Annotated in this window: 13 protein-coding genes and 2 pseudogenes; 3 read left to right on the plus strand and 12 right to left on the minus strand. The window is 60.7% G+C overall.

What is annotated here, in order from left to right:
- The first annotated feature begins 183 nt into the window (after nucleotides 1-183).
- A pseudogene (locus AC0L2R_RS03085) lies at nucleotides 184-1832 on the plus strand (alpha/beta hydrolase).
- A 186-nt stretch (nucleotides 1833-2018) separates the two neighbouring features.
- Here the strand turns inward: AC0L2R_RS03085 and AC0L2R_RS03090 are convergent.
- The 8 genes from AC0L2R_RS03090 to AC0L2R_RS03125 form a co-directional block, all read right to left on the minus strand.
- The gene (locus tag AC0L2R_RS03090; RefSeq protein WP_287317961.1) at nucleotides 2019-3251 is read right to left on the minus strand and encodes an HlyD family secretion protein; all 1233 of its coding nucleotides are present in this window, start codon (nucleotides 3249-3251) and stop codon (nucleotides 2019-2021) included.
- Entirely contained in the window at nucleotides 3248-3781 is a 534-nt protein-coding gene (locus tag AC0L2R_RS03095) for a hypothetical protein (protein WP_473507681.1), read from the minus strand. Before AC0L2R_RS03095 ends, AC0L2R_RS03090 begins: the two co-directional genes overlap by 4 nt.
- A gap of 217 nt (nucleotides 3782-3998) precedes the next feature.
- The gene (locus AC0L2R_RS03100) at nucleotides 3999-4985 is read right to left on the minus strand and encodes a DUF2950 domain-containing protein (RefSeq protein ID WP_473507682.1); all 987 of its coding nucleotides are present in this window, start codon (nucleotides 4983-4985) and stop codon (nucleotides 3999-4001) included.
- Nucleotides 4986-5005: 20 nt separating this feature from the next.
- Nucleotides 5006-6364, minus strand: a complete 1359-nt coding sequence (locus AC0L2R_RS03105) for a DUF3300 domain-containing protein (RefSeq protein WP_473507683.1) — start codon at nucleotides 6362-6364, stop codon at nucleotides 5006-5008.
- Between the two features lie 66 nt (nucleotides 6365-6430).
- Complete coding sequence (locus AC0L2R_RS03110) at nucleotides 6431-7399, minus strand: formylglycine-generating enzyme family protein (RefSeq protein WP_473507684.1); 969 nt, start codon at nucleotides 7397-7399, stop codon at nucleotides 6431-6433.
- A gap of 17 nt (nucleotides 7400-7416) precedes the next feature.
- Nucleotides 7417-8424: an HAD family hydrolase gene (locus tag AC0L2R_RS03115; protein ID WP_473507685.1), complete on the minus strand. Its 1008-nt coding sequence runs from the start codon at nucleotides 8422-8424 to the stop codon at nucleotides 7417-7419.
- Nucleotides 8425-8480: 56 nt separating this feature from the next.
- Nucleotides 8481-9080, minus strand: a complete 600-nt coding sequence (locus AC0L2R_RS03120; RefSeq protein ID WP_473507686.1) for a hypothetical protein — start codon at nucleotides 9078-9080, stop codon at nucleotides 8481-8483.
- Nucleotides 9081-9152: 72 nt separating this feature from the next.
- Complete coding sequence (locus tag AC0L2R_RS03125; RefSeq protein ID WP_473507687.1) at nucleotides 9153-10790, minus strand: arylsulfatase; 1638 nt, start codon at nucleotides 10788-10790, stop codon at nucleotides 9153-9155.
- A gap of 589 nt (nucleotides 10791-11379) precedes the next feature.
- Between AC0L2R_RS03125 and AC0L2R_RS03130 the strand changes: the two are divergent.
- Both AC0L2R_RS03130 and AC0L2R_RS03135 read left to right on the plus strand, forming a co-directional pair.
- Nucleotides 11380-11681, plus strand: a pseudogene (locus AC0L2R_RS03130) (hypothetical protein); the annotation flags it as partial.
- A gap of 145 nt (nucleotides 11682-11826) precedes the next feature.
- Entirely contained in the window at nucleotides 11827-13902 is a 2076-nt protein-coding gene (locus AC0L2R_RS03135; protein ID WP_473507688.1) for a mechanosensitive ion channel domain-containing protein, read from the plus strand.
- Nucleotides 13903-14055: 153 nt separating this feature from the next.
- Here AC0L2R_RS03135 and AC0L2R_RS03140 read toward each other — a convergent pair whose 3' ends face one another.
- The 4 genes from AC0L2R_RS03140 to AC0L2R_RS03155 form a co-directional block, all read right to left on the minus strand.
- Entirely contained in the window at nucleotides 14056-14256 is a 201-nt protein-coding gene (locus tag AC0L2R_RS03140; protein ID WP_473507689.1) for a HupE/UreJ family protein, read from the minus strand.
- 35 nt (nucleotides 14257-14291) lie between these two features.
- The gene (locus AC0L2R_RS03145; protein WP_473507690.1) at nucleotides 14292-15809 is read right to left on the minus strand and encodes a DUF1254 domain-containing protein; all 1518 of its coding nucleotides are present in this window, start codon (nucleotides 15807-15809) and stop codon (nucleotides 14292-14294) included.
- Between the two features lie 51 nt (nucleotides 15810-15860).
- Nucleotides 15861-17294 (minus strand): DUF1254 domain-containing protein, encoded by a 1434-nt coding sequence (locus AC0L2R_RS03150; protein ID WP_473507691.1) that lies wholly within the window; start codon nucleotides 17292-17294, stop codon nucleotides 15861-15863.
- Between the two features lie 961 nt (nucleotides 17295-18255).
- The gene (locus tag AC0L2R_RS03155) at nucleotides 18256-20139 is read right to left on the minus strand and encodes a DUF3604 domain-containing protein (RefSeq protein ID WP_473507692.1); all 1884 of its coding nucleotides are present in this window, start codon (nucleotides 20137-20139) and stop codon (nucleotides 18256-18258) included.
- Between the last annotated feature and the right edge of the window lie 67 nt (nucleotides 20140-20206).

A 20206-nucleotide genomic window follows, 5' to 3' on the forward strand; every position in this document is an offset into this window, starting at 1 on the left:
TTTGACACGCGCGGTGAACGGCGAGCGACCGCACCCCTAAAGTTTGGAAAGACTGCTCCAGAACAAAGACTGCTCCAGATTGGTATCGAGTTCGTGGCGTCGCCCGCGCATGCGGGTTGCGCCGACGTATCTTGCACGGCAAGCTGCCTCGAAGCACTCCAGCGATCGCACGTGGCTGCTCCAATGAGGCTATTCTGGATCTTCAGGTTCTGGCGTTCCTTCTCAGCCGCTGGCCTGCTGTTCGGAACACTCTTCTTTGCGGCCTCGCTCACCCCTACGCTGCTTCACGCAAGTTTGTGACGCAAGGCGTTCTATCCGGATGCTCTTTCGCGGCCGGATATGGGCTTGGCGTGTTCGGGCGCCGGCTGGCCGACTACCTGGAGTTGCCCAAGTCCACCGGCCGCATCTTGCGGGCCATCAAACTCGTCGCTGCGGCCACCTGCATCCTGGTTGCCGTGGCGTTTCTCTGGCAGGCTTCGGAATGGCAAAATTCGATCCGGCAGCACATGAGGTTCGAGCCGGTAGAGACTGCGCACCCCCTGAAGGTCGGTCTGATCGCGTTGCTGACCTTCGTGCTCTTGATCCTCTTGGCGCGATTGTTTCAGGTCACGTTCCTGTTCATCTCGCGAATGCTTGGCCGGATCGTGCCGAAACGCGTGTCATACGTGATCGGCATTGCCGCTGCGGCTGCGTTATTCTGGACGGTGGTCAACGGCGTTTTCTTCAGGGTTGCGCTCCATGCCGCGGATTCGTCCTTCCGGGCATTCGATGAACTGATCGAGCCCGAGACCCAACAGCCTGCCGACCCCGGCAAGACCGGAAGCGATACCTCGCTGATCGAGTGGGATGAGCTAGGAAGGGCGGGACGGGAGTTCATCGCGACCGGGCCGACGAGCAAGGATTTAGGCTCGTTCCTGGGGATGGATGCGCGTGAGCCGATCCGCGTCTATGTCGGATTGCGGTCTGCGGAGACAGCCGAGGAGCGCGCAAAGCTCGCCCTCGAGGAGCTCAAGCGCGTCGGCGGATTCGATCGCTCGGTGCTGATCGTGGTGATGCCGACAGGCACCGGTTGGATAGACCCTGCTGCAATGGACACCGTCGAATATCTCCACGGCGGCGACGTCGCGAGCGTCGCCATGCAGTATTCGTATCTCACAAGCTGGCTGTCCCTCCTGGTCGAGCCCGGCTATGGCGCCGAGGCAGCTCGCGCCCTGTTTGCGGAAGTCTACGCGCATTGGACCACGCTTCCCAAGGAAAGGCGCCCCAGGCTCTGTTTGCATGGGCTGAGCCTTGGCGCCTTGAGCTCCGAGCAATCCGCCGAGTTGTTCGAAGTGATCGGCGACCCGTATCAGGGGGCACTTTGGAGCGGCCCGCCATTTCCGAGCAGGATCTGGCGTTCCGTCACCGACGACCGCGAGCGAGGATCGCCAGCCTGGCTGCCGCGCTTCAGGGACGGGTCGTATGTGCGGTTCACGAGCCAGGAGAACGGCCTGGCGATCCCGGACGCACATTGGGGACCGATGCGGATCGTCTATCTTCAATATGCGAGCGACCCGGTGACGTTCTTCGACTACCGGTCCCTGTACCGACAGCCGGAATGGATGGCGGGGCCGCGCGGTTCCGACGTGTCTCCCGAGCTCAAATGGTATCCGGTCGTGACGCTTCTCCAGCTTACCGTCGACATGGCGATGGCCACAACGGCCCCGATGGGGCACGGGCATGTCTATGCGCCGGAGCACTACATCGATGCCTGGATCGAAGTGACTGACGTTCGCGGATGGACCGCGGAGCAGATCAACCGGCTGAAGCTGGAATTTTCGCGACGGCGGTGAAGGGGCGCGGCTGGCGAAGGCCAAGTTCGCGGTGCGATCGGGCTGGTCTATCTCTTCTCCGGTATCAAGGTCGATTTCGACCTGACGGCGCGCGACATCCTGCTCGTCTACTTCTTCACCGTGATCGGCCTCAACGCCCACATCGGCGATCTCGCAAGGGTCGGCAGGCCGCTGCCGACGTGGTTCTCAGTGCCCGGAGAGGACAAGCGTCTGTACCGGAAGGAGCAGCGCCTGAATTCGAAGGATGACGGCGTGCACGACCCCGACCGTGTCTATGACGTGGAAAAACAGCCATTTCGAGGTGCTCAGTCCTTCTTCGGACAGCCGGTCGTGGTTGTTGGTATACGCATTGGCAATACAGCTGCTTCCCGGCGGAACGCCTTCGAACCCGCCCTGGAAAAGCGGTTCCAGAAAGACGGTGATCGTCCCGGGCCTGACCACTTGCTGAGCGTCGATCAGTTGATCCGACGCGCGCACCTGGCCGGTTGCGATAAGATCCTGCACCTCGGTCACAACCATCGGGATGATGGTCATCGGCATGGAGATGCAGGTGGCCTCGGCAACCATGCCTACCTTCATGACCTGCGCCTCCAACTGGCCGAAGCCCGCCACAAGCGCCCGCCTGCCTGCCTCCGCGGGAACCAGCACTCCCGCGGGCCGCATGATAGGATTGACTATATCTCCCTTGCGCAGCGTGAACTGCTCGAGCGTTCCGTCCACTCCCGCATAGACGACCGTCTTGTCCAGTTCGACCTGCGCCTGGGCAAGTGCAGCCTCGGCGCTGGCTTTCTGCGCCGGCAGTACCGAAGCGATCTGGGCTTCGACGGACTGCTTGCTAGCCAGGACGGCAGACACCGCGGCTTGGCGACCATCGACGATATTCTGAAGTTTCTCGATCTCCCGTTGCGCAACCGTACCGGAGTTTCGCCTCTGAAGGTCGGTTCTGGTCGCGAGTTCGTCCACGGCCTGCTGATAGGCGCTCCGCGCTTCCTGGATTCGGGCATCGGCCGTCGCCAACTCGGTCTTCGCCAACTCCAGCGCCGCATCTATCTCCGACACACGCAGCCGCGCAGTTTCAAGCGCGGCTTTCTGGGTCGAACTGTCGAGCTTGAAGAGGCGCTGTCCCGATTTCACCTTTTCCCCGAGACCCACATAGACCTCTTCAACGCGGCCGGAGCCTTCGGGAAGAATGGGCACGGTGCGATAGAAAGAAACGGCGCTGGTTGTCGATGGATGGTAATAAAGGATCAGCGTCAGGAGAACGATGGTGAGTCCCAGGCAGGCGGTTATGCCATAACGGAGTTCATACCACACCGAATAGAGCGTGATCTCACGTCCGATCCTCTTTCCCTGGACAAAACGCCGGACGAGAAAATCGGGCAGGATCGTCACGACTGAGCATAGCAGTAACTCGATCATGGCCGGCGCTCCTCGTTTGCTGGAACACGGTGTTGGTCATCGAGCGGCGTGGATGGAGCCTCGAAAGTTTTGCCGTCTGTGAGTTCCACAACCCGCACCTGGGATAATGGCGCGTCGTTCACCGACAGCGGCGATCCCGCAGCAATTGCTTCCGGCGCAGATGCTGCAGGTGCGGGCGCCTGGCGCCTGTCGGCAGCCATCCTGGCAAGCGATTCAGCCATGGTGGACAACGGCGTCCAGAAGTCGGGAATGGGAACGATCGCAAGCAGCAATGCCGCAACCCAGAACACATTGATGTGAGTGAACAGCGCGAGCAACGCCAGAACCGCCACCAACTGAAACTGGACCTGGCTGGCCCCATGCGCGATGCGCTCAGGCAGCGAATGGAGCCAGAAATACAGGCTGCCAAGCATCATGAGCAGCGCGATGATGAATATTACCGTTCCGGTGAAGAGAACATCGGTCTCTCCCGGAGCCACAATAAAGCCCGGCAGATGATGGGGTGCTAGGGGATGCATCGCTTCGGACATTGCCATCACTCCAAAATATCAGGCGCTGCCTGATGATCGCCGCTTCCTGTTCGCCACCCTGTGCGGTCTGGGCGGCTTTCTGCTGGGCAAGCCTGACGACGGACTGGTGGCCGGGTCTGGCCATGAATGCGAAGCTCAATTCCATACCACCTCTTCTGCCACAGCGCAGGGTTTTGCCGATCGACTCGAAAATAATCCGGCTTTTGATCCATTTCTCTCAGTCGCCCACGACCTGCCACGTATCGTCCGGATTGAAGCGGTCGATGTATTTGACGATCTGCTCGGTGGCTGGCCCGAGATCCGCCTCGTAGACGACGCCGTGCTGGTTGACGGCGAAGGTTTTTGCGCCCGTCTCGCCATATTTGGCCGGCCAGGCGATAAGGCCAAAGCCGGCGATCATGTTGCCGTTGATGACGTAGTCGTAGGCGCCGCCGGCGATCTGGTCGCCCTGGCCGGTCAGGATCTTGTACTTGTAGCCGAAATAGCCTTCACCTTTGGCCGCGTCTTCAAGCTCGGCCTGATCGATATTGGCACCGGCCGGGCTCTCACCGTTGATATCGTCGGTCGGCCAGTAGAGCCCGTCGGTCGCGTCTTCCGAGCTTATCAGTTTCTGCGCGAACTCCTCCACGCCATCCTCGTCGCGGTCCTGCGACGCATAGTCCTCCTGCGCATCGACATAGGCGCGCATCGTCTCGATCGCGTTGAGCTCGTTCTCGCCGACATACCGGTTCACGATCTCTTCGAGCCCGGCATAGGTGTCGAAAGCCCACTTGCCGTCCTCGCCCTTGACGAGCGGAAAAGGCAGCGGCCACAGCTTGTCGCCGATCTGCAGCGTGCGTCGGTCGCCCTCGCCATCGAGGACAAGCTGCTTGGCCACACCCTCCTTGATCGCCGCCAGCGTCTCGTCCGCGTTCTCGTCGGCTTTCAGCTTCTCCGCATCGAGGCCGAGAAGGGCCGCAACCGCACCGTTGCCGCCGTCGTTCACCGCCTTCTTGAACGCCTCGACAGCCGCTTCCGGCGTGTCGAAGACGGGCGGCTCGGCAGCGGCCACGAAGGCAGTAATCTCCGGCGCCTCCGGTGCATCCTGTGCGGCGGCTGGCTTCGAGACAGCGATGCCCACTGCAAGCGCCACGGCGCAGACAGAGTGGAGAAGGATCGTATGCAAAAGTCCCGTGTGACGGGTGGTGCTGAACATCAGTGTCATGGTCCTGTCCTCCCGTTCCGTTAACGCCGGCGTCCGCCGCCGCCGCGCTTGATCTGCTTGTGGCCGCCACCACGGCTGCCGCCACCCATGGATTGGTGGCCGCGGTTGGAGCTGACCTTGGTCACCTTGCCGCGATCGACGTTGCCAAGCCCCGACGGCTTCTTCGGCCGATTGTCGACCCTTGCCGCCGGTTTCGGCTTGCCGGCCGGGCGGTTGATCTTTGCCGGTTTGGCGGTTTGGCGGTTGGCGGTCGGGCGGTCGGCGACGGCGGGCCTGGCTTCTGGACGGTTGACGTTCGGCCGGTTGCCCGGCCTGCTTGCCGCCTGACCGCCTTGGCCCTTCAGCCCGTCGAGCGTGCTCTTGCGGATGTCTCTCTTTGCAGCCGTCTTGCCCGGCACCCTGTTGGCGAGCTTGTCGTTCTTCTTGATGTCGCGGGCGCGGTCGCGGATGGCGTTGTCGCCGTTCTTCTCGATCCGGTTCTTGATGTTGGTCTGGTCGAACTTGTTGAACTGGTTGCGGTCGATCTTGATCTTGCTGCGATCGATGTTCTTCCAGTCGACGTCGTTCAAGTTGATCTTGCCGTTGAAGTCGCGGTTGTTGAAGCAATTGTTGCAATCGATGTTGATGTCGTTGCCGTTCCAGCGGCCGCCCCATACGCCCCAGTCGTTCCAGTCGACGGCGGCGGCCCAGATGGCGCCGGTCACCGCCCCGGCGAAAAAGGTCGCTCCCGGATACCAGTAATAGGGGTAAGGATCGGGATAATATCGGATCGGTTCCCACACGTAACCCGGCTCATAAAACATCTGCGGCGGATATTGCGGGACGTAGATCACTTCGGAGCTCGCCGACTTGATGACAAAATTGTCGTTCTCCTTGACCACCTGGATCTTGTCGTCGGTCTTGATCACGCCCTTGGCGACCGCCTCGTCGCGCAGCTGCTGGATGGCAACCAGCACGTCCTTCTGCTGGTAGGCAATGGCGTCGCCGAGCGTCTGCGTCCATTCGAGGTCGTCGCTCATCATCTTGACGATGTCCGGATAGTTGAGCAGCGACACCACGGAGCCGTCCCAGCTCTCCTTCGGCTTCAGGCCCTTGCCCTTCTCGTACCGGTCGAGGAAGCGCGCCGCCTCGACGATCTCCAGCGGATAGAGCGCTGCCGCCGTGATCACCGCGATCAGTTCGTCCGGATAGAGCGCGATGCGCGCAACCAGGACCTCCATCTCGTCGGCGCTCAGCGGCTCCGGCGAAGTCGTCGCATCATCCGAAGCGTCAGCCGCCGCGACCTGTTCTTGTGCAACGGCAGGGTACGCCGAACCAGGCCCGGCAAGCAGCAGCGCCAGCGCCGCCGCGCCGACCTTCAACATCTCATTGCCCGTCATGCTTCGATCCTCCCTGTCTGTCTCTGTTCCGGCAGGCTTTGCGCCGGGCGTTTTTGGCAGTGTTCGTCACGTTCTGCGTGCAATGCAGCGGAAACCTAAATGGCACGTCGACGTGTCGACGGGCTGCGCCATCCGCGCGGCCGGGCGGTAGCGCCGGCAATAGTTGGGCGCGCAAAGATGCGATCCGCCTTTCATCACCTTGCGCGGGATTCTGATCTGCGGCTGCCGTGGATCGAGGCTGTCGTCCCGTTTGGCACCGCGGGGGTTGTCAACCGTGCAGCACGGGCTGTCGATCTTGCCGTGTTCCTGGTACCAGTCCGTGGTCCACTGCCAGACATTGCCAGCCATGTCGTAGAGGCCGTAGCCATTGGCGGCAAAGGAGGCGACGGGTGACGTCCCCTCGTAGCCGTCCTCGCAGAAATTCTGCCATGGGAACTCACCTTGCCAGGTATTGGCCATGTGTCGGCCATCGGGTGCCATTTCATCGCCCCAGACAAATTCGGCCGCGTCGAGCCCGCCCCGCGCCGCGAATTCCCACTCGGCCTCGGTGGGCAATTCCTTGCCCGCCCACGATGCGTAGGCTTCGGCATCCTCAAAGTTCACATGCACGACCGGATGGTCGGCCAGCCGCTTGATCGAACTCGCCGGCCCGCGCGGATGGCGCCAATTGGCGCCGCGCACGTAGACCCACCAATTGTAGTGATCGCGAAGATCGACACGCTGTTTGGCCTTGCTGAACACCACCGACGACGGCGCCAGCATGTCCGGCTTCGCTCCGGGATAATCGTCGGGATTTACCGGACGTTCGGCCGAGGTGACGTAACCAGTTGCATCGACGAACCGAGCAAACTCGCGGTTGGTGACGGTGCAGGCGTCCATCCAGAAGCCGCCCACAGTCACCCTATGCGCCGGCGCCTCCTCGGGATAGTGCTTGTCCGATCCCATGAGGAATGTACCGCCGGGAATCCAGACCATGTTCAGGAATGGCTCTTCGACCTGTGTAGATTGAGCCTGGCGTTCCACAACTTGACGCATCGTCTTGCTCCGAATCCTTACTTTTCGAAGGCGAACACCCGGTTCCAGTCCTTCTTCATATCGACAACTGTCCAACCAGAATCGGCAGCAGCGTCGAGGCCCTTGTCGAGGCGGCCGATGTGCGACTGGCGGTCGTAGGCCCATTCGCGCTCCGCGTCGGTGTGGTGCACGTAAAGGCAAAAGTGCGGGCCAGGTCTCGAGCATGTCCATTGCAGCATCTGCAAGTCGCCGTCCGAATTGCCAAACGCCGCGATTGGCCGGCGACCGATGTGCTGGTGGATGCCGACAGGCTTGCCCGCCTTGTCGTCAATGAAGTTGATTTCCGGCAACCGCATGAGCACCGGCGTTCCGTCGCGCATCTCGAACTTGGTCTTGCCACTGCTGCCGACGACCTGTTCGGGCGGTATACCGTAGACCTTCTCCGTCCAGGGACGCATGAAATCGATGCCGCCGCCGGAGACGATGAAAGTCTTGAAACCGTTGGCGCGAAGATACGCGAACAGCTCCAGCATCGGCTGGTAGACCATCTCGGTGTAGAGCCGGCCGCTCTTTGGGTGTTTGGCGGTGGTAATCCATTCGCGAACGATCTGGTCGAATTCCACTGTTGTCATACCGGAGTGCGTGGTCATGACGATCTCCACGATCGCCGGCTCGCCGCCTGAGAGTGCAGCTTTCACGTCGCCCTTGAGCAACGAGGCAAAGGGCTCCTTGTCCTTCCATTCCGGATGCTGCGGGGCCATTGCCTTGACCCGATCGAGTGCGAACAGGAGCTGGAAGTACAGCGGCTGCTCGCCCCACAGCGTGCCGTCATTGTCGAAGACGGCGACGCGCTCTGCTTCGGGCACGAAGTCTGCCGCGCCTTCCGCAGTCACACGTTCGACGAACGCAACGATCGCCTGCTTGGACTGGACGTCATTCCAGGATGGTAGCTGATCGGTGCCTTGCGCAGTGGCAGAGGCAGCGGCCCCCAGCAACAGGAGGATGGACACTAGGTAGCGCTTCGCGGCGCAAGCAAGATTGGTCATGGCTTGATGTCTCCCGTAGGTCAGCGCCCATCAGGAGCGCCATCATCAAAAAGCGATCACTGGTAAGGGTGATCGCTCGGGTTCGTTGGGCCTGGCTCTTTCGCGGCAGCTGCCAAACCGGCTGACCGAGGTCCGTCGCGGCGTTCGAGCAGCAGCGTCCAGAGCCTGCCTTCGCCAAGGGCGACATTCAGTTCCCTGGACGCCAAATAGGGGATCAATATCAGCAGCATGATCAGGCTTGTCGCCAGCGTCTGAGGCAGCTTGGCGCCTCCGAACTCAGCGAGCGAGGCGGCGACCGATCGCCCATGAATCAAACCGACGACGACTTCCTCGATGACCGAGAGAACGAGAAGCAGGATCAGATAGAGCAAGGCCTTGTAGGCTATGACGTAGGCGATTCTTCCTCCTCCGCGCCGGTCGCCCAATCGAATCATCTGCCCGAGCATTATGAACTTCGCCAGGATCAGTGCCTTGATGGCCGCCAGGCCTGATGGCAGATAGCTGATGCCCTCCTCGCCAAGGATCGCTGCCTTGTAGAGAACGAGCGCACCAAAGCAGACGAATAGATACAAGGACAGGAGCGCGTACTCGCGCAGCTCGTTCTTTGCCCTCTGAGCAATGGTCTCGGTCGAGGGATTGTTGTTCGCGACTGCCATTGACCTGCTTCCGAGTTGGCTTGGAGGCCGCGCCTGCCGATAGTGCGAGCGCGGCCTATTCAAAGCGAAGATTCAGTGTCTGCCACCCTCCTGCAGTTTCGCCAGGACCTGGTCGAGCGCGAAGCTGCCGGGCCTCTGCCGCGGCGGGAATTCGACATAGGTCTGCAGGTGTTTGGCGACATAAGCCTGTGCCGGCACGAGCGCGAAGGCGTGCTCGACACGCCATCTGTCGTATTCCCCGGCGTCCGTCTGCGCCCGTTCGAACGGGTCGCCCTTGATGTCGAAAAGCTTCGGGAACCGCAGCGGAATCAGCGGGTTCTCCCACACGGCCAGGCCTTCCTCGCGCTGCTCGAGGAAGACCATCTTCCAACGTTCGTAACGCAAGCCGGCGAGATTGCCGTCATCGGTCCAGTAGAAGTATTCGTGGCGCTTGCCTTCGCCTTCGCCGGCCAGCACGTCGCGTTGGTTGTAGCCGTCCAGATGCACCTTGAACGTCTTGCCAGCAGCTTCGTATCCGTTCAACAGCTTGGCCGTCACGTCTGGTTCGCCTGCGGCTGCGACCAGCGTCGGCACGAAATCTTCGTGTGACGTTATGTGATTGATTTCCGTTCCGGGCTTGATGACGCCCGGCCAACGCATCATGCACGGCACGCGGTAGCCACCTTCCCAGTTTGTGTTCTTCTCGCCTTTGAAGGGCGTGGTGCCGCCGTCCGGCCACGAGAAAACCTCCGCGCCGTTGTCGGTCGTCCAAAGGACGATGGTGTTGTCGGCGATGCCGAGGTCATCGAGCTTGCCCAGAAGCTGGCCAACCATGCCGTCCATCTCCACCATGGCGTCCGCATAGATGCCCAAACCGGTCTTGCCCTTCGAGGCCTCCTTGAGAAACGTGTAGATGTGGGTCCGGGTCGAATTGAACCAGCAGAAGAACGGCTTCCCGTCGGCGTTCGAGCGGTCGATGAAGTTGAGCGCGCTGCCGAGGAACTCTTCGTCTACAGTTTCCATGCGCTTCTTCGTCAGCGGACCGGTATCCTCGATCTCCTGTTTACCCACCCGCCCGAAGCGCGGATCTTCGGTAGGATCGTCGGTTGCACTGGCCTTGCATTTCATCACGCCGCGTGGACCGAACTTGGCCTTGAACTCGGGGTTCTTCGGGTAGTCGGGATGCTCAGGCTCGTCCTCGGCATTGAGGTGATAGAGATTGCCGAAAAACTCATCGAAGCCGTGAACGGTGGGCAGATGCTCGTTGCGGTCGCCGAGATGGTTCTTGCCGAATTGCCCGGTAACATAGCCCTGCGGCTTGAGCAGTTCCGCAAGTGTCGGGTCTTTCTCCGACAGCCCTTCCTTGGCACCCGGCAGGCCTACCTTCAGCAGGCCGGTGCGGAAGCAGGATTGGCCGGTAATGAATGCGGCGCGCCCGGCTGTGCAGGACTGCTGGGCATAGTGGTCGGTGAAGATCGCGCCCTCTTTGGCGATCCGATCGATGTTCGGCGTGCGATAGCCCATCATGCCCCGGTTGTAGGCGCTGAGGTTCCAATAACCGACGTCATCGCCGAAAATGACGAGGATGTTGGGTTTTGCGCCGGCTGCTTGAGCTTTCGCGCTCGTGGCTATTCCGGATGCGACAGCCGAAATGGCGAGCACAGATCCTCCGGTCAGCAAAATGTCGCGCCGGTTCGGTTGTCGGTCTGGATTCGCCTGCTTGTCACTCATCTGACGTCCTCCTTTGACTGTACCGCTTTTCCAGGATGACCCGAGTTTTCGGTTCCCTGGCATGCTCCGCGTTCTGTCGACGAGACGAAACTGGTGGCAGGACGCCTCAGACATGCCCCCGACAAAATCGCCCTTCGTGAGGTTCGCCTATTGCCGCTCGGGGCGGAAGGTAATTAACGGTAACCTACGGACGGAATCCGCTCGGTTGCATCGAAAGCGGGCTATCCAGGATACGGTCTAGCTCGACGGGACAAATGAAAGCAGGGAGATCCAATTCCCGGCGCCGATATACCGCGCAATGGCCTTGGGTCGGATCGGGAAGACATTGCGGGTTCTTTGAGGACCGCTGCCACAAGCGTGTCAATCCTCGGCCATCGGCGGATACAGCTTCACCAAGCAACAGTCCGACTGCGTAACTTACATACTGATACTGGCACCATCAAAAAGACTATGCGCATTCTAGCGCATAAGGGATGGCGCTATGGCAGCAAACGGCAAAACACCTGGCAGGGAGCAGTGATATTCGGCGGCAAGCGACGCCTACCGTATGCCGAATTTGCGATCCGCAAATGAGGCATTCCGCGACAGTAGGGTGTGGACGGTCGACACCGACTTCTCCTTCAGTGAAGCGACGGGCGCAGCCTGGGTGGATGCCATGGCCGGTCTTCGTGGAAACTATTCGGTCAGGCCCGAGGTCGACCGGTGGGGCTCGTCGGCGCCGGCGAAGCCGACATCGACTGGGATGTCGCCGGGGCGGTCGGCTATCGTTTCAACGATCGCATCTCATCGGTCATCGGGTACCGGGCACTGGGCGGCGACTACAGCAACGACGGCGGTTTCCTCGATGTCGTGCAGCAAGGTCCGATTCTGGGACTCGTGGTCCGGTTTTAGCGGCACAAAGAGTCCGATGGATTTTGATTGCGCCCTTAGCTTGCAGCCACTCTGCCCGGAGACGTAGCATGCAGCCAGAGCAGTTGCCCATAAAAGGGCGAGGAGCCAATATGTGCAGCGGCGGCATTCAAAACTCGAGGCGCTCATGAATTACAAGCTACGGCTCGGGTTCTTGCCAGTTGTCGTGGTGCTCTTGCTAGCGCTCTTGCAAGGAACTTCCCTAGCTCAACAGCCCTCCCCCGACCTTCCGCCCGAAAAGGCAAAGCAGTTCCTCGAGCTTTTGTCCGATCCGCAACTAAAGGCATGGCTCGAGGGAAAGATTCCAGCGGCCACGGACGAGCCCGGCCTGTCCATTTCCGAGGACATCTTGAGCGTGGAGACGGGTATTCGTGCCCGTATCGGTGCGCTCGGCGCCGCGATCCCGCGCCTGCCGGAAGAATTTTCGCGAGCCGCCGAAATTGTCTCGCGTGACGTGAACTCCGGCAGGCCAGGGCTGGTCATGGGCATCCTGGCGGTCCTGATCGCGGTCGGTTTCGGAGCCGAGTGGGCGGTCCGACGAGCGCTCGCCAGGACGATGAGCGCGGTTGCTCAGGAAGACGCCGGACAAGCGGTCCTCTTCGAGACTGTCGCCCTGCTGACTTTTGCTCTCGCCAGCGCCGGTTCGTTCTTGGCACTCGGATGGCCACCCTTGCTCCGCAGGATCATTCTGACCCTGCTTCTTGCGTTCATCGCGTTCCGTATCGTTCGGGCGGCAGCCCGATTGCTGTTTGCGTTCGGCGGTGCGACAAGCGCCCCCTCGGACAAGCCGACTCGGCTTTTCGAAAGCGAAGCTTCGACCCGTTTCTGGCGGTGGCGTGTCAGCCTTGTGGCCGGGTTCCTGCTGTTCGGCTGGGCGATCGCCAGCCTCATGCCTGGCTTGGGCTTCTCTCAAGAGGCTGCAGAGCTCGCCGCCTTCCTGTTCGGGCTTGGCGTTCTGGCGACCGCAATCGAGGTCGTCTGGCAACGGCCCGACGGGCGAGGCTCCCTGGTCAAGCAATGGTTTCTCACCTTGTCCCTGATCGTGCTCTGGATGGCTTGGGTCGCCGGCCTGCTCGGCGTCCTGTGGCTTGGGATTTTCGCCCTGGTGCTGCCGACAGCCTTGCGCGGCGTCGGCGCCGCGGCACAGGCTTTCGCGGGCAAATCGAAGCGCAGCGGCGCGATGGGCGTCGCACTCAACGTGCTCATTGTCAGGGGCGCCAGGGCGGCGGTCATTGCCGCGGCGGTGGCATGGCTCGCCCATATCTGGCGGATCAGGGCCGCGAGCCTCGCCGGCAGCGAAACCGGCGGCTTCCTGATAACCGGGCTGCTCCACGGCATCATCATTTTGCTGATCGCCGACCTGCTCTGGCAACTGTCGAAGGCCTTGATCGAATATCGCATGAACCTCGCGCAGGCGGATGGGAGCAGCGCCGACCAGCTGGCCCGCAGCGGCCGGCTGCGCACGCTGTTGCCGATATTCCGCAACGCCCTTGCCGTGTTCATAGCCGCGGTCACCGTGCTAACGATCCTCGCTGGGCTCGGCGTGAAGATACTCCCGCTGATTGCCGGCGCCGGCATCTTCGGCATCGCCATCGGCTTCGGCTCGCAGACCCTGGTCAAGGACGTGCTGAGCGGCGTGTTCTACATGATGGACGACGCCTTCCGGGTCGGTGAATACATCCAGAGCGGCAGCTACAAAGGCACGGTCGAATCCTTCAGCCTGCGGTCGGTGCGTCTGCGGCATCATCGCGGCCCCATCTATACCGTCCCGTTCGGTGAACTCGGGGCGGTCCAGAACATGAGCAGGGATTGGGTGATGGACAAGATCACGATCGGCGTGACCTATGATTCCGACGTGGACCTGGCGCGCAAGCTGATCAAGAAGATAGGCCAGGAGCTGGCGGCAGACCCGGAATTTGCGGCTGACACGATCGAGCCGCTCAAGATGCAAGGCATCGACAATTTCGGGGACTACGCGATCGTTCTCAGGATGAAGCTGATGACAAAGCCCGGGACCCAATTCGGCATCAAGCGGCGCGCCTTCATGATGATCAAGAAGGCCTTCGAGGAGAACGGTATCAAGATCGCGGTTCCCACCGTTCACGTCGAGGGTGGCGGGGAGACTGCGGCCGCTGCTCATCAGGCAAACCAAATCCTGAAAAAGAGCAAGGCCCCCTTGGAGGCGGTGAGCGACACGCCATAGAGCTGCGCGGTCCTGTCCACGTCATCCGAACTCGGCCTGACCTTTCTGAGAAAGGCATGAAGCGGGGCGAGCATCCACCCACGGGTCAGAGCCTTCCTGCGGATCGGATCGCTGCTCGGATTTCATCGTACCCGTGGGGTCGCTCCACGCCCGCTACATGAACATTGAATCAACGCGCTCAATGCTCCAGAACGCTGCGATCGTCCCGATGACATAGGCTGACGCGACAACCGCCTGCCGCGGCAATTCATAAACGCGCTGGACTAGATGAATGGCGACCAGCACGACGGCAATAAATATCAGCTGGCCAAGTTCGACGCCGACGTTGAATGAGAAGAGCGCCAGCGGGACCATGGGATCCGCGCCCCATCGCCAACCGTATCCACTTGTCACGGGACGAGTTCGATCTCGCCCGGCTTCCAGGTCTTGTCGAACCACGGCTGCAGCGGACCATAGAGGCGAAGAAGAACGTTCCAGCCCTTGCCGGGGACTGTCTGGATCCAGTTGGCCTCATTGCCTTCCGGCGCCGTCGGGCCGAACCAGACATCGACCGAGGAGTCCGCGTTGATCACAATGTCTTTCTTGTCGCTGCCGATGCTAGGGAATTGCTGGTCCGTCTGCAGCATCGAACGCGTCTGATTGTCATACAAGACGAACGACCAGAAATTCTTTGCCGGAATGTTTGGCGGCAGATGCACCTTATAGGTCTTGCCGCCATCGAACGGCTTGCCGTCCTTGTCGGTCGTGGCGCCTGCGTACTGCGAACCGATGCCGACGCGCTTTATCGCCATGGCCGGCGTGATGCCCGTCGCATAGTAGTGGAACAGGACACGGGCATCCAGATAGCGAACGCCGGGCTGCAGAAGGAACTCGTAGCTGCCGCCGACAAAGCCGGTGAACCAGGCACTGTCCGGATAGTAGTAGGCGTCCTTCATGCGAGTCTTGAAGGTAATGGTGCGCGCTGTCGCATTGCCGACGGCCACGGATTCAGTGAGGATCTTCTTCATCCGCTCGTCGGGTGCGAAGGGTTTGCCTTTTACAATGCCGATGGCGGCGAGCTGTCCCAGCACTTCCGGGTGATAGGTCTCATTCGGCTCGTACTGGACGATGTTGTTCACTTCCTCGTAGAAATGGAAATCATTGGCATGGATGGTGTTGTACTCCTTGCCAGACGTATTGATGATTTTCATTGGCGGCGGATTGCCGACGTCCGAAAGAGGATACACCTTGGCGAATTTCCTGGTGTTTTCGACCGCAGTTGCGGTGCTGCCATTTTCGAGGAAGCCACGCCAGAAGAACAGGTTTCCGTAGGTCGACGTCCGCAATACGAAATAACCTTCGGGGACCTCGCCCTCATAGCCTGGCGGCAAGAGAAGGTATTTTCCACCCTTGCCCTTGTCCGGACCGGCATTGCCGACATCGCCAACATATTGGAACCAGTGATTGTCGATCATGCCCAGGATATTGGGCGGCGTCTCGATGACCAGTGGACCGGCCTTGGTGTCCAGCCACATCAGATTGTAGATGCTTTCGGTGTTGCCGGTCAGGTACAACGAATGCGAGTCCATGAGGTTTTCGAAGATCAGAATGGTCTGATTGTTGTCGGCGCCCTGCTTTGCCAGTCCGACTCGCAAGGCTTCAACCGATGCGCCGGGCATGGCGTTGAGGAAGGCGTCGACGCCGCGCATGAAGTCGAGGTTGTCGTAAAGCTTCTCCGAAGTGGCGTCATCCGGGAAGCCGTCGAAAAAGTTCAGCTTGCCAAGCCTGGTGTCCAAACTCTCCGGCGTGATGATGGAATCCGGTATCGGCGTCGTCATCTTCATCTTGGGCGCTTCGGCGGACGCAGTGCCCAAGCCCATCAGTACCACCGCGGCGGCGGCGCAGAGCAGTCCCGTCATGCGTATCATAATTCTCTCCTCATCTATATCCGACGCCACGCGTCAGCCTGGTCGGGATAATTATTGCGCCACTTCGATACCGGGCGGCTGCCACGTCCCTTCGCCAGCCGGCAGGATCGACGGCGCTTCCGACTTCGGCCAGTACAGGCGCATCACGAGATAGATCGTGCCATTGGGCGCAGGCAGCCAGTTCGCTTTCTGGTCCGTGCCGGGGCTGTCTTTCTGGATATAAAGGGTGAGCGAGCCATCCTCGTTCTTCTTCATGCCGGGCAACATCGGCGAGTTGATGAGATAGCGATTGATCGGGTTCTTGATCAGGAACTGGCTCTTGCCGTCATACATCGTCACCGACCAGAAGGAATTCACTGGCGGGAGTTGCCCGGCGGGAAAGGTGAGAGTGTAGTTGCGCTTGCTGCCGTCGAGCGGTTCCCCGGCGGCATCCGTTCTGGTGAAGGGGTACATGGCCTCCGCTGCATCATTGCCATAGAGGCCTGCCTTTGCAGCTCCGGCCCGCAGCAACCAATCGCCGTTGTAGAAGGCCTCGTCGCCAAGAAGCGAGCTGACGTTCCAGCCGTTGATGGGTTTGTTTCCGCTGGCCAGCCATTTGTTGATTTTACCGTCACCTTGCTTCATGCCTATCAGCATCTCTGCTTTGTGTTCGACCGATAAATCCTTCAACTCGAAGGTTTTTCCGGGACCGATGCCAATCTTCGCTAGTTTCGCACGGATATCCTTGTCCCTTGGCGTCTCGGGGACGAATTGCAGGGCCGCATCGAGATATTGGAAGAAGTTGTCCTTGATCCCGGCTGTGGTGGCAGGAAGGAACTCGATCGTCGGCGCGGCGGGCGGGGCGGGTTGCTTAAGAAACGCGGAAAGCGGCTGCGCCTTGTAGCCGGCCTGAATTTTCTCGACGTTCGGCATATCTTCCAGGTTGATAAGCTGGGTGCGAAAGTTGGCGAACACGAACGGGGTGGTCGAGGAGAATACCTGCTTGATGCCGGCGGGCTTCTCGCCTTTCCAGTCGGGTCCGACGACGAGATAGGAGCCCGGATCGTTCCCCGTAGCGCGGCTGCCGATGTAGCCGAAGTTGTACGTGTTGCCATCGATCAACTGCACCGAATAATAGCGCTCCTTCTCCACCGCCGGCACTGAGATCACCATCGGCTCGGCACGCAGGTCCAGCCACAGTATGGAGTATGGCGTGTCGCTGTTGGGGGTGATGATTGCCGTGTCCGCCGGAGTGGCGACTTGATGCATGTTGTTGATTTCGTTGAACGGCGCCTTGAACTGGCTGGACTTCGGGTCGACGGCGAATTCATTCATCACCGCATAGTTCATCACGAGCGGCAGGCCGTAGATGAAGCCCTCCTCGGCGATGTCCTTGGCCTCGATGATGCCGGGGTAGCTCTGCGCCATCACCAGGCTTGGCTTCGCAATTGCGGCGCCAGCGGCAATCGCCGCGGCTGAGCGAAGTAGATCTCGCTTTGTCAACATTTGCCGTGCTCCTTTATCATTCGATGAGTTGTCGAATTCGTGTGTTTCATAAATTCATTTCGTTAGTTCGCGCCGGCAGGCGGGCTGGTGTTCTCATTTTTTCGGGAACAGAACAGAAGTGTGATTCCGGCGGCGGATTGAGAATTCCGACTGCGGACCCGACGCGCTGCCGCTGAAAATGCTTTTTTGCCTTTTGGCCGATACTCGCTAGCATTGCGCCACGTTATCAAAGCAACCTAGGCTCGGCATTCGTGACGTGCCAGCCGCAGTATGTAAGTTACGTGGACCACCCCGTAATTGACGAAGAAACGAGGCGGCGGCGGTGGGTCGAAAACCTCAACACGCGAGGGTACGGTGATCCGGGCGGAAGCCTCCGCAGGAAGGAAGTTCAATCCCCTGCGGAAGACTGTCGTGCCCAACTCCATCGGATCGCCAACAGCATGCCAGGTGGCCCTCGTTCCCAAGGCCAGCGCTGGAGCGCGTTTGCCTTGGGAAAGCGGTCGAGCGATTTCCCACGCTACCGACGAGTGCCGGTTTCATACTGTTGTCGGCACCGCCGCCCGTCGCGCCGACCGTTAGGCCGCGGGGCAGACGTAACCTGGCGCGAATACCGTCAGCCGCCTCGACCGCCCCTACTATCAAGCCTGCTACGGCTCGCTGTCTGGATGAGTAGGCCCCCTGACGAACATGAGAACAGCAGGACCAGCGCCGCGATCGCAATCGGCGCCGCAAAATGCACTGGTGACATTGTTCGTCAGTGGCTCGATCGCGGACTTGATCTGACTCAGCGCGCGAATGATCGCCAGAACAACCGGCCAGACCGGCAACACGACAATCAAGCGCCGATCAGGGTCGTTTTGAGGAAGGAGAACGCTTGTCGCATGTCTGAGCCTTCCTGTCTTGGCAGGCGGCGCACGATCCGCCTGCCCCAACACCAGCCAAGCAAAATCCGGCGTTTCCTTTAGCCGGCCGGATTGTACCAGATCGGCGAGGTGTACGCGCGCTCCTGCATCTCCATCGTCGCTTCCGGCGGCATTTTCACTCCAAAATACTTGGCGTCGTAGGCCGTCCAGCGCGGCGTCGGGATCTCCAGCACGCGGCCGTAATAAAACGCCCGCTGCGTCGGATCGAACTCTGGATCGGTCCAGACGGCGACCAGTTCCGGGGCGCCTATCGTGTTGGTCCAGATGGCGTCGGCGACATCGACTGTGCTGCCGACAGCGGGCACCTTGCCGTCCGCGCCCGGCTTGCGATCGCCCGACCACGCAACGTCGTAGACCTTTTCCTGCACCTTTCCGGTAGCATCCAGCCATCCCTTGACGATTTGATAGCGATCGAGGTTTGCGCCGATCGGATCCTTCAGCGCTGCAACCAGGAAGGTCGGCGCCTTGCCTTCCGGCGCGGCAGTGAGATCGCCACCCATCGGCACGCCCTTGGTATAGCCGGCCAGCGCCGGGCTACGGGTATCGGCATCCGCGGCGACGAAGTCGAAGCCGCCAAACAGGCGAACCAGCATCCGCGGACCCGTTGTTGCATAGGTCTCTCTGCGTTCCATCGCATCGAAAATGGCATGACGCGTATTCTCGGTCGCCCACACCGCGGCATAGCCGGACGCCGTCTGCTCCCAGCCCATGATGGTCGCCTTCTCGGTCTTGATGAACGGGTGCGTGGCCCGCTCGGCGCTGGGCTCGCTGCTCGATGTCTTACCGAAGAAATTGTCCTCCTCGACCGCGGCCAGCCCAGTATGCGCATCGGTCGAGCCGATCATGCCGAACTTGTATGGATTGATGCCGAGTTCTTTCTCCAGCTTGAGCCCATTCTTCAGCGCCGAGCGCGCATATTCGAACTCCAGCATGTCGGGCGTCTTGACGACCGTCAGGTCGAGGTTGCCCTTGTCCCAGCGCTCGAAGCTGGCGAACTCGTCGTTCGGCGACAGGAAAGGATGCGTCTCTCCATCGCCTTTGATTTGGGTCGCTTCGTAAAGCCGCTCCCATTTGGATCGCGTTTCGGCATATTCCCGATCGATGGGTTTGTTAATGCCCGGTTCCACCATCGGGAACATGATGCCGTTCGAGAGATTGCCGTTGTGCGCGATCGCCAGCACGTCACCGCCGGTTTTTTCCTCATAGGCCGACATCCATTTCCACAGGTCGCGCGGATTATCGCTACCGGGAGAAAGGACCGTATATGGGACGACCTGGCTGGCGCGGTCGCCATTGTCGCGGAACAGCACATTGCGATGCAGATTGTTGCCGCCCGTGTTGGAGGTCCATTCGTAGCCGATGACCGCCGTGAAGCGTCCCGGCTCGTTCGCCTCCTCTGCCGCGTCGATGGTCTCCTGCCATGCCGAGCGATAGGGGGCGGAGTCAGGGGAATAGAGGATCGGGCCCTTGAACTTGCCGGCGCCAAAGGAGGTGATGATATCGACCGCAGCTTCGGCGCCTTTGCCCGACTGGACCATATCGTACCATTTGCGGCCGAGCGGATCGGCGAGAAGCGTTGGCTTGCCCGCAAGCAGATCCGGGAAAAAGCCCATATTGTCGGAATGGTCGGTCACGACGAGGAAATCGAGCGGCCGCGACAGTTTCACCAATTGCCCAGACGAAGCCATCACCTCCTCGCCCTTGCCGAACCGATAGGCCTCGCGTGGTCCCAGGCGCGCGCCGAAAGCGCCAGCATCCATCGAGAACGAGGTATGAGTGTGCGTGTCGCCAAACAGCGGCCGCGTCGGGAAATTTCGGCCGGCCGCCGGCGAATAGGGCTTTTTGGCGGGAAAGACCTTCCCCGCCGCTTGCTTGTCCAGGGTGCCGGTATCCTGCGCTGCAGCGGGCAGCGCGCCTGTCATGCTTGCAGCTCCAAGAGCGGCGACTGAAACAAACTGCAAAAGTCCGAGCGTTCTCATCATGGTCCTC

The sequence above is a fragment of the Mesorhizobium sp. WSM4820 genome, assembly GCF_055811075.1.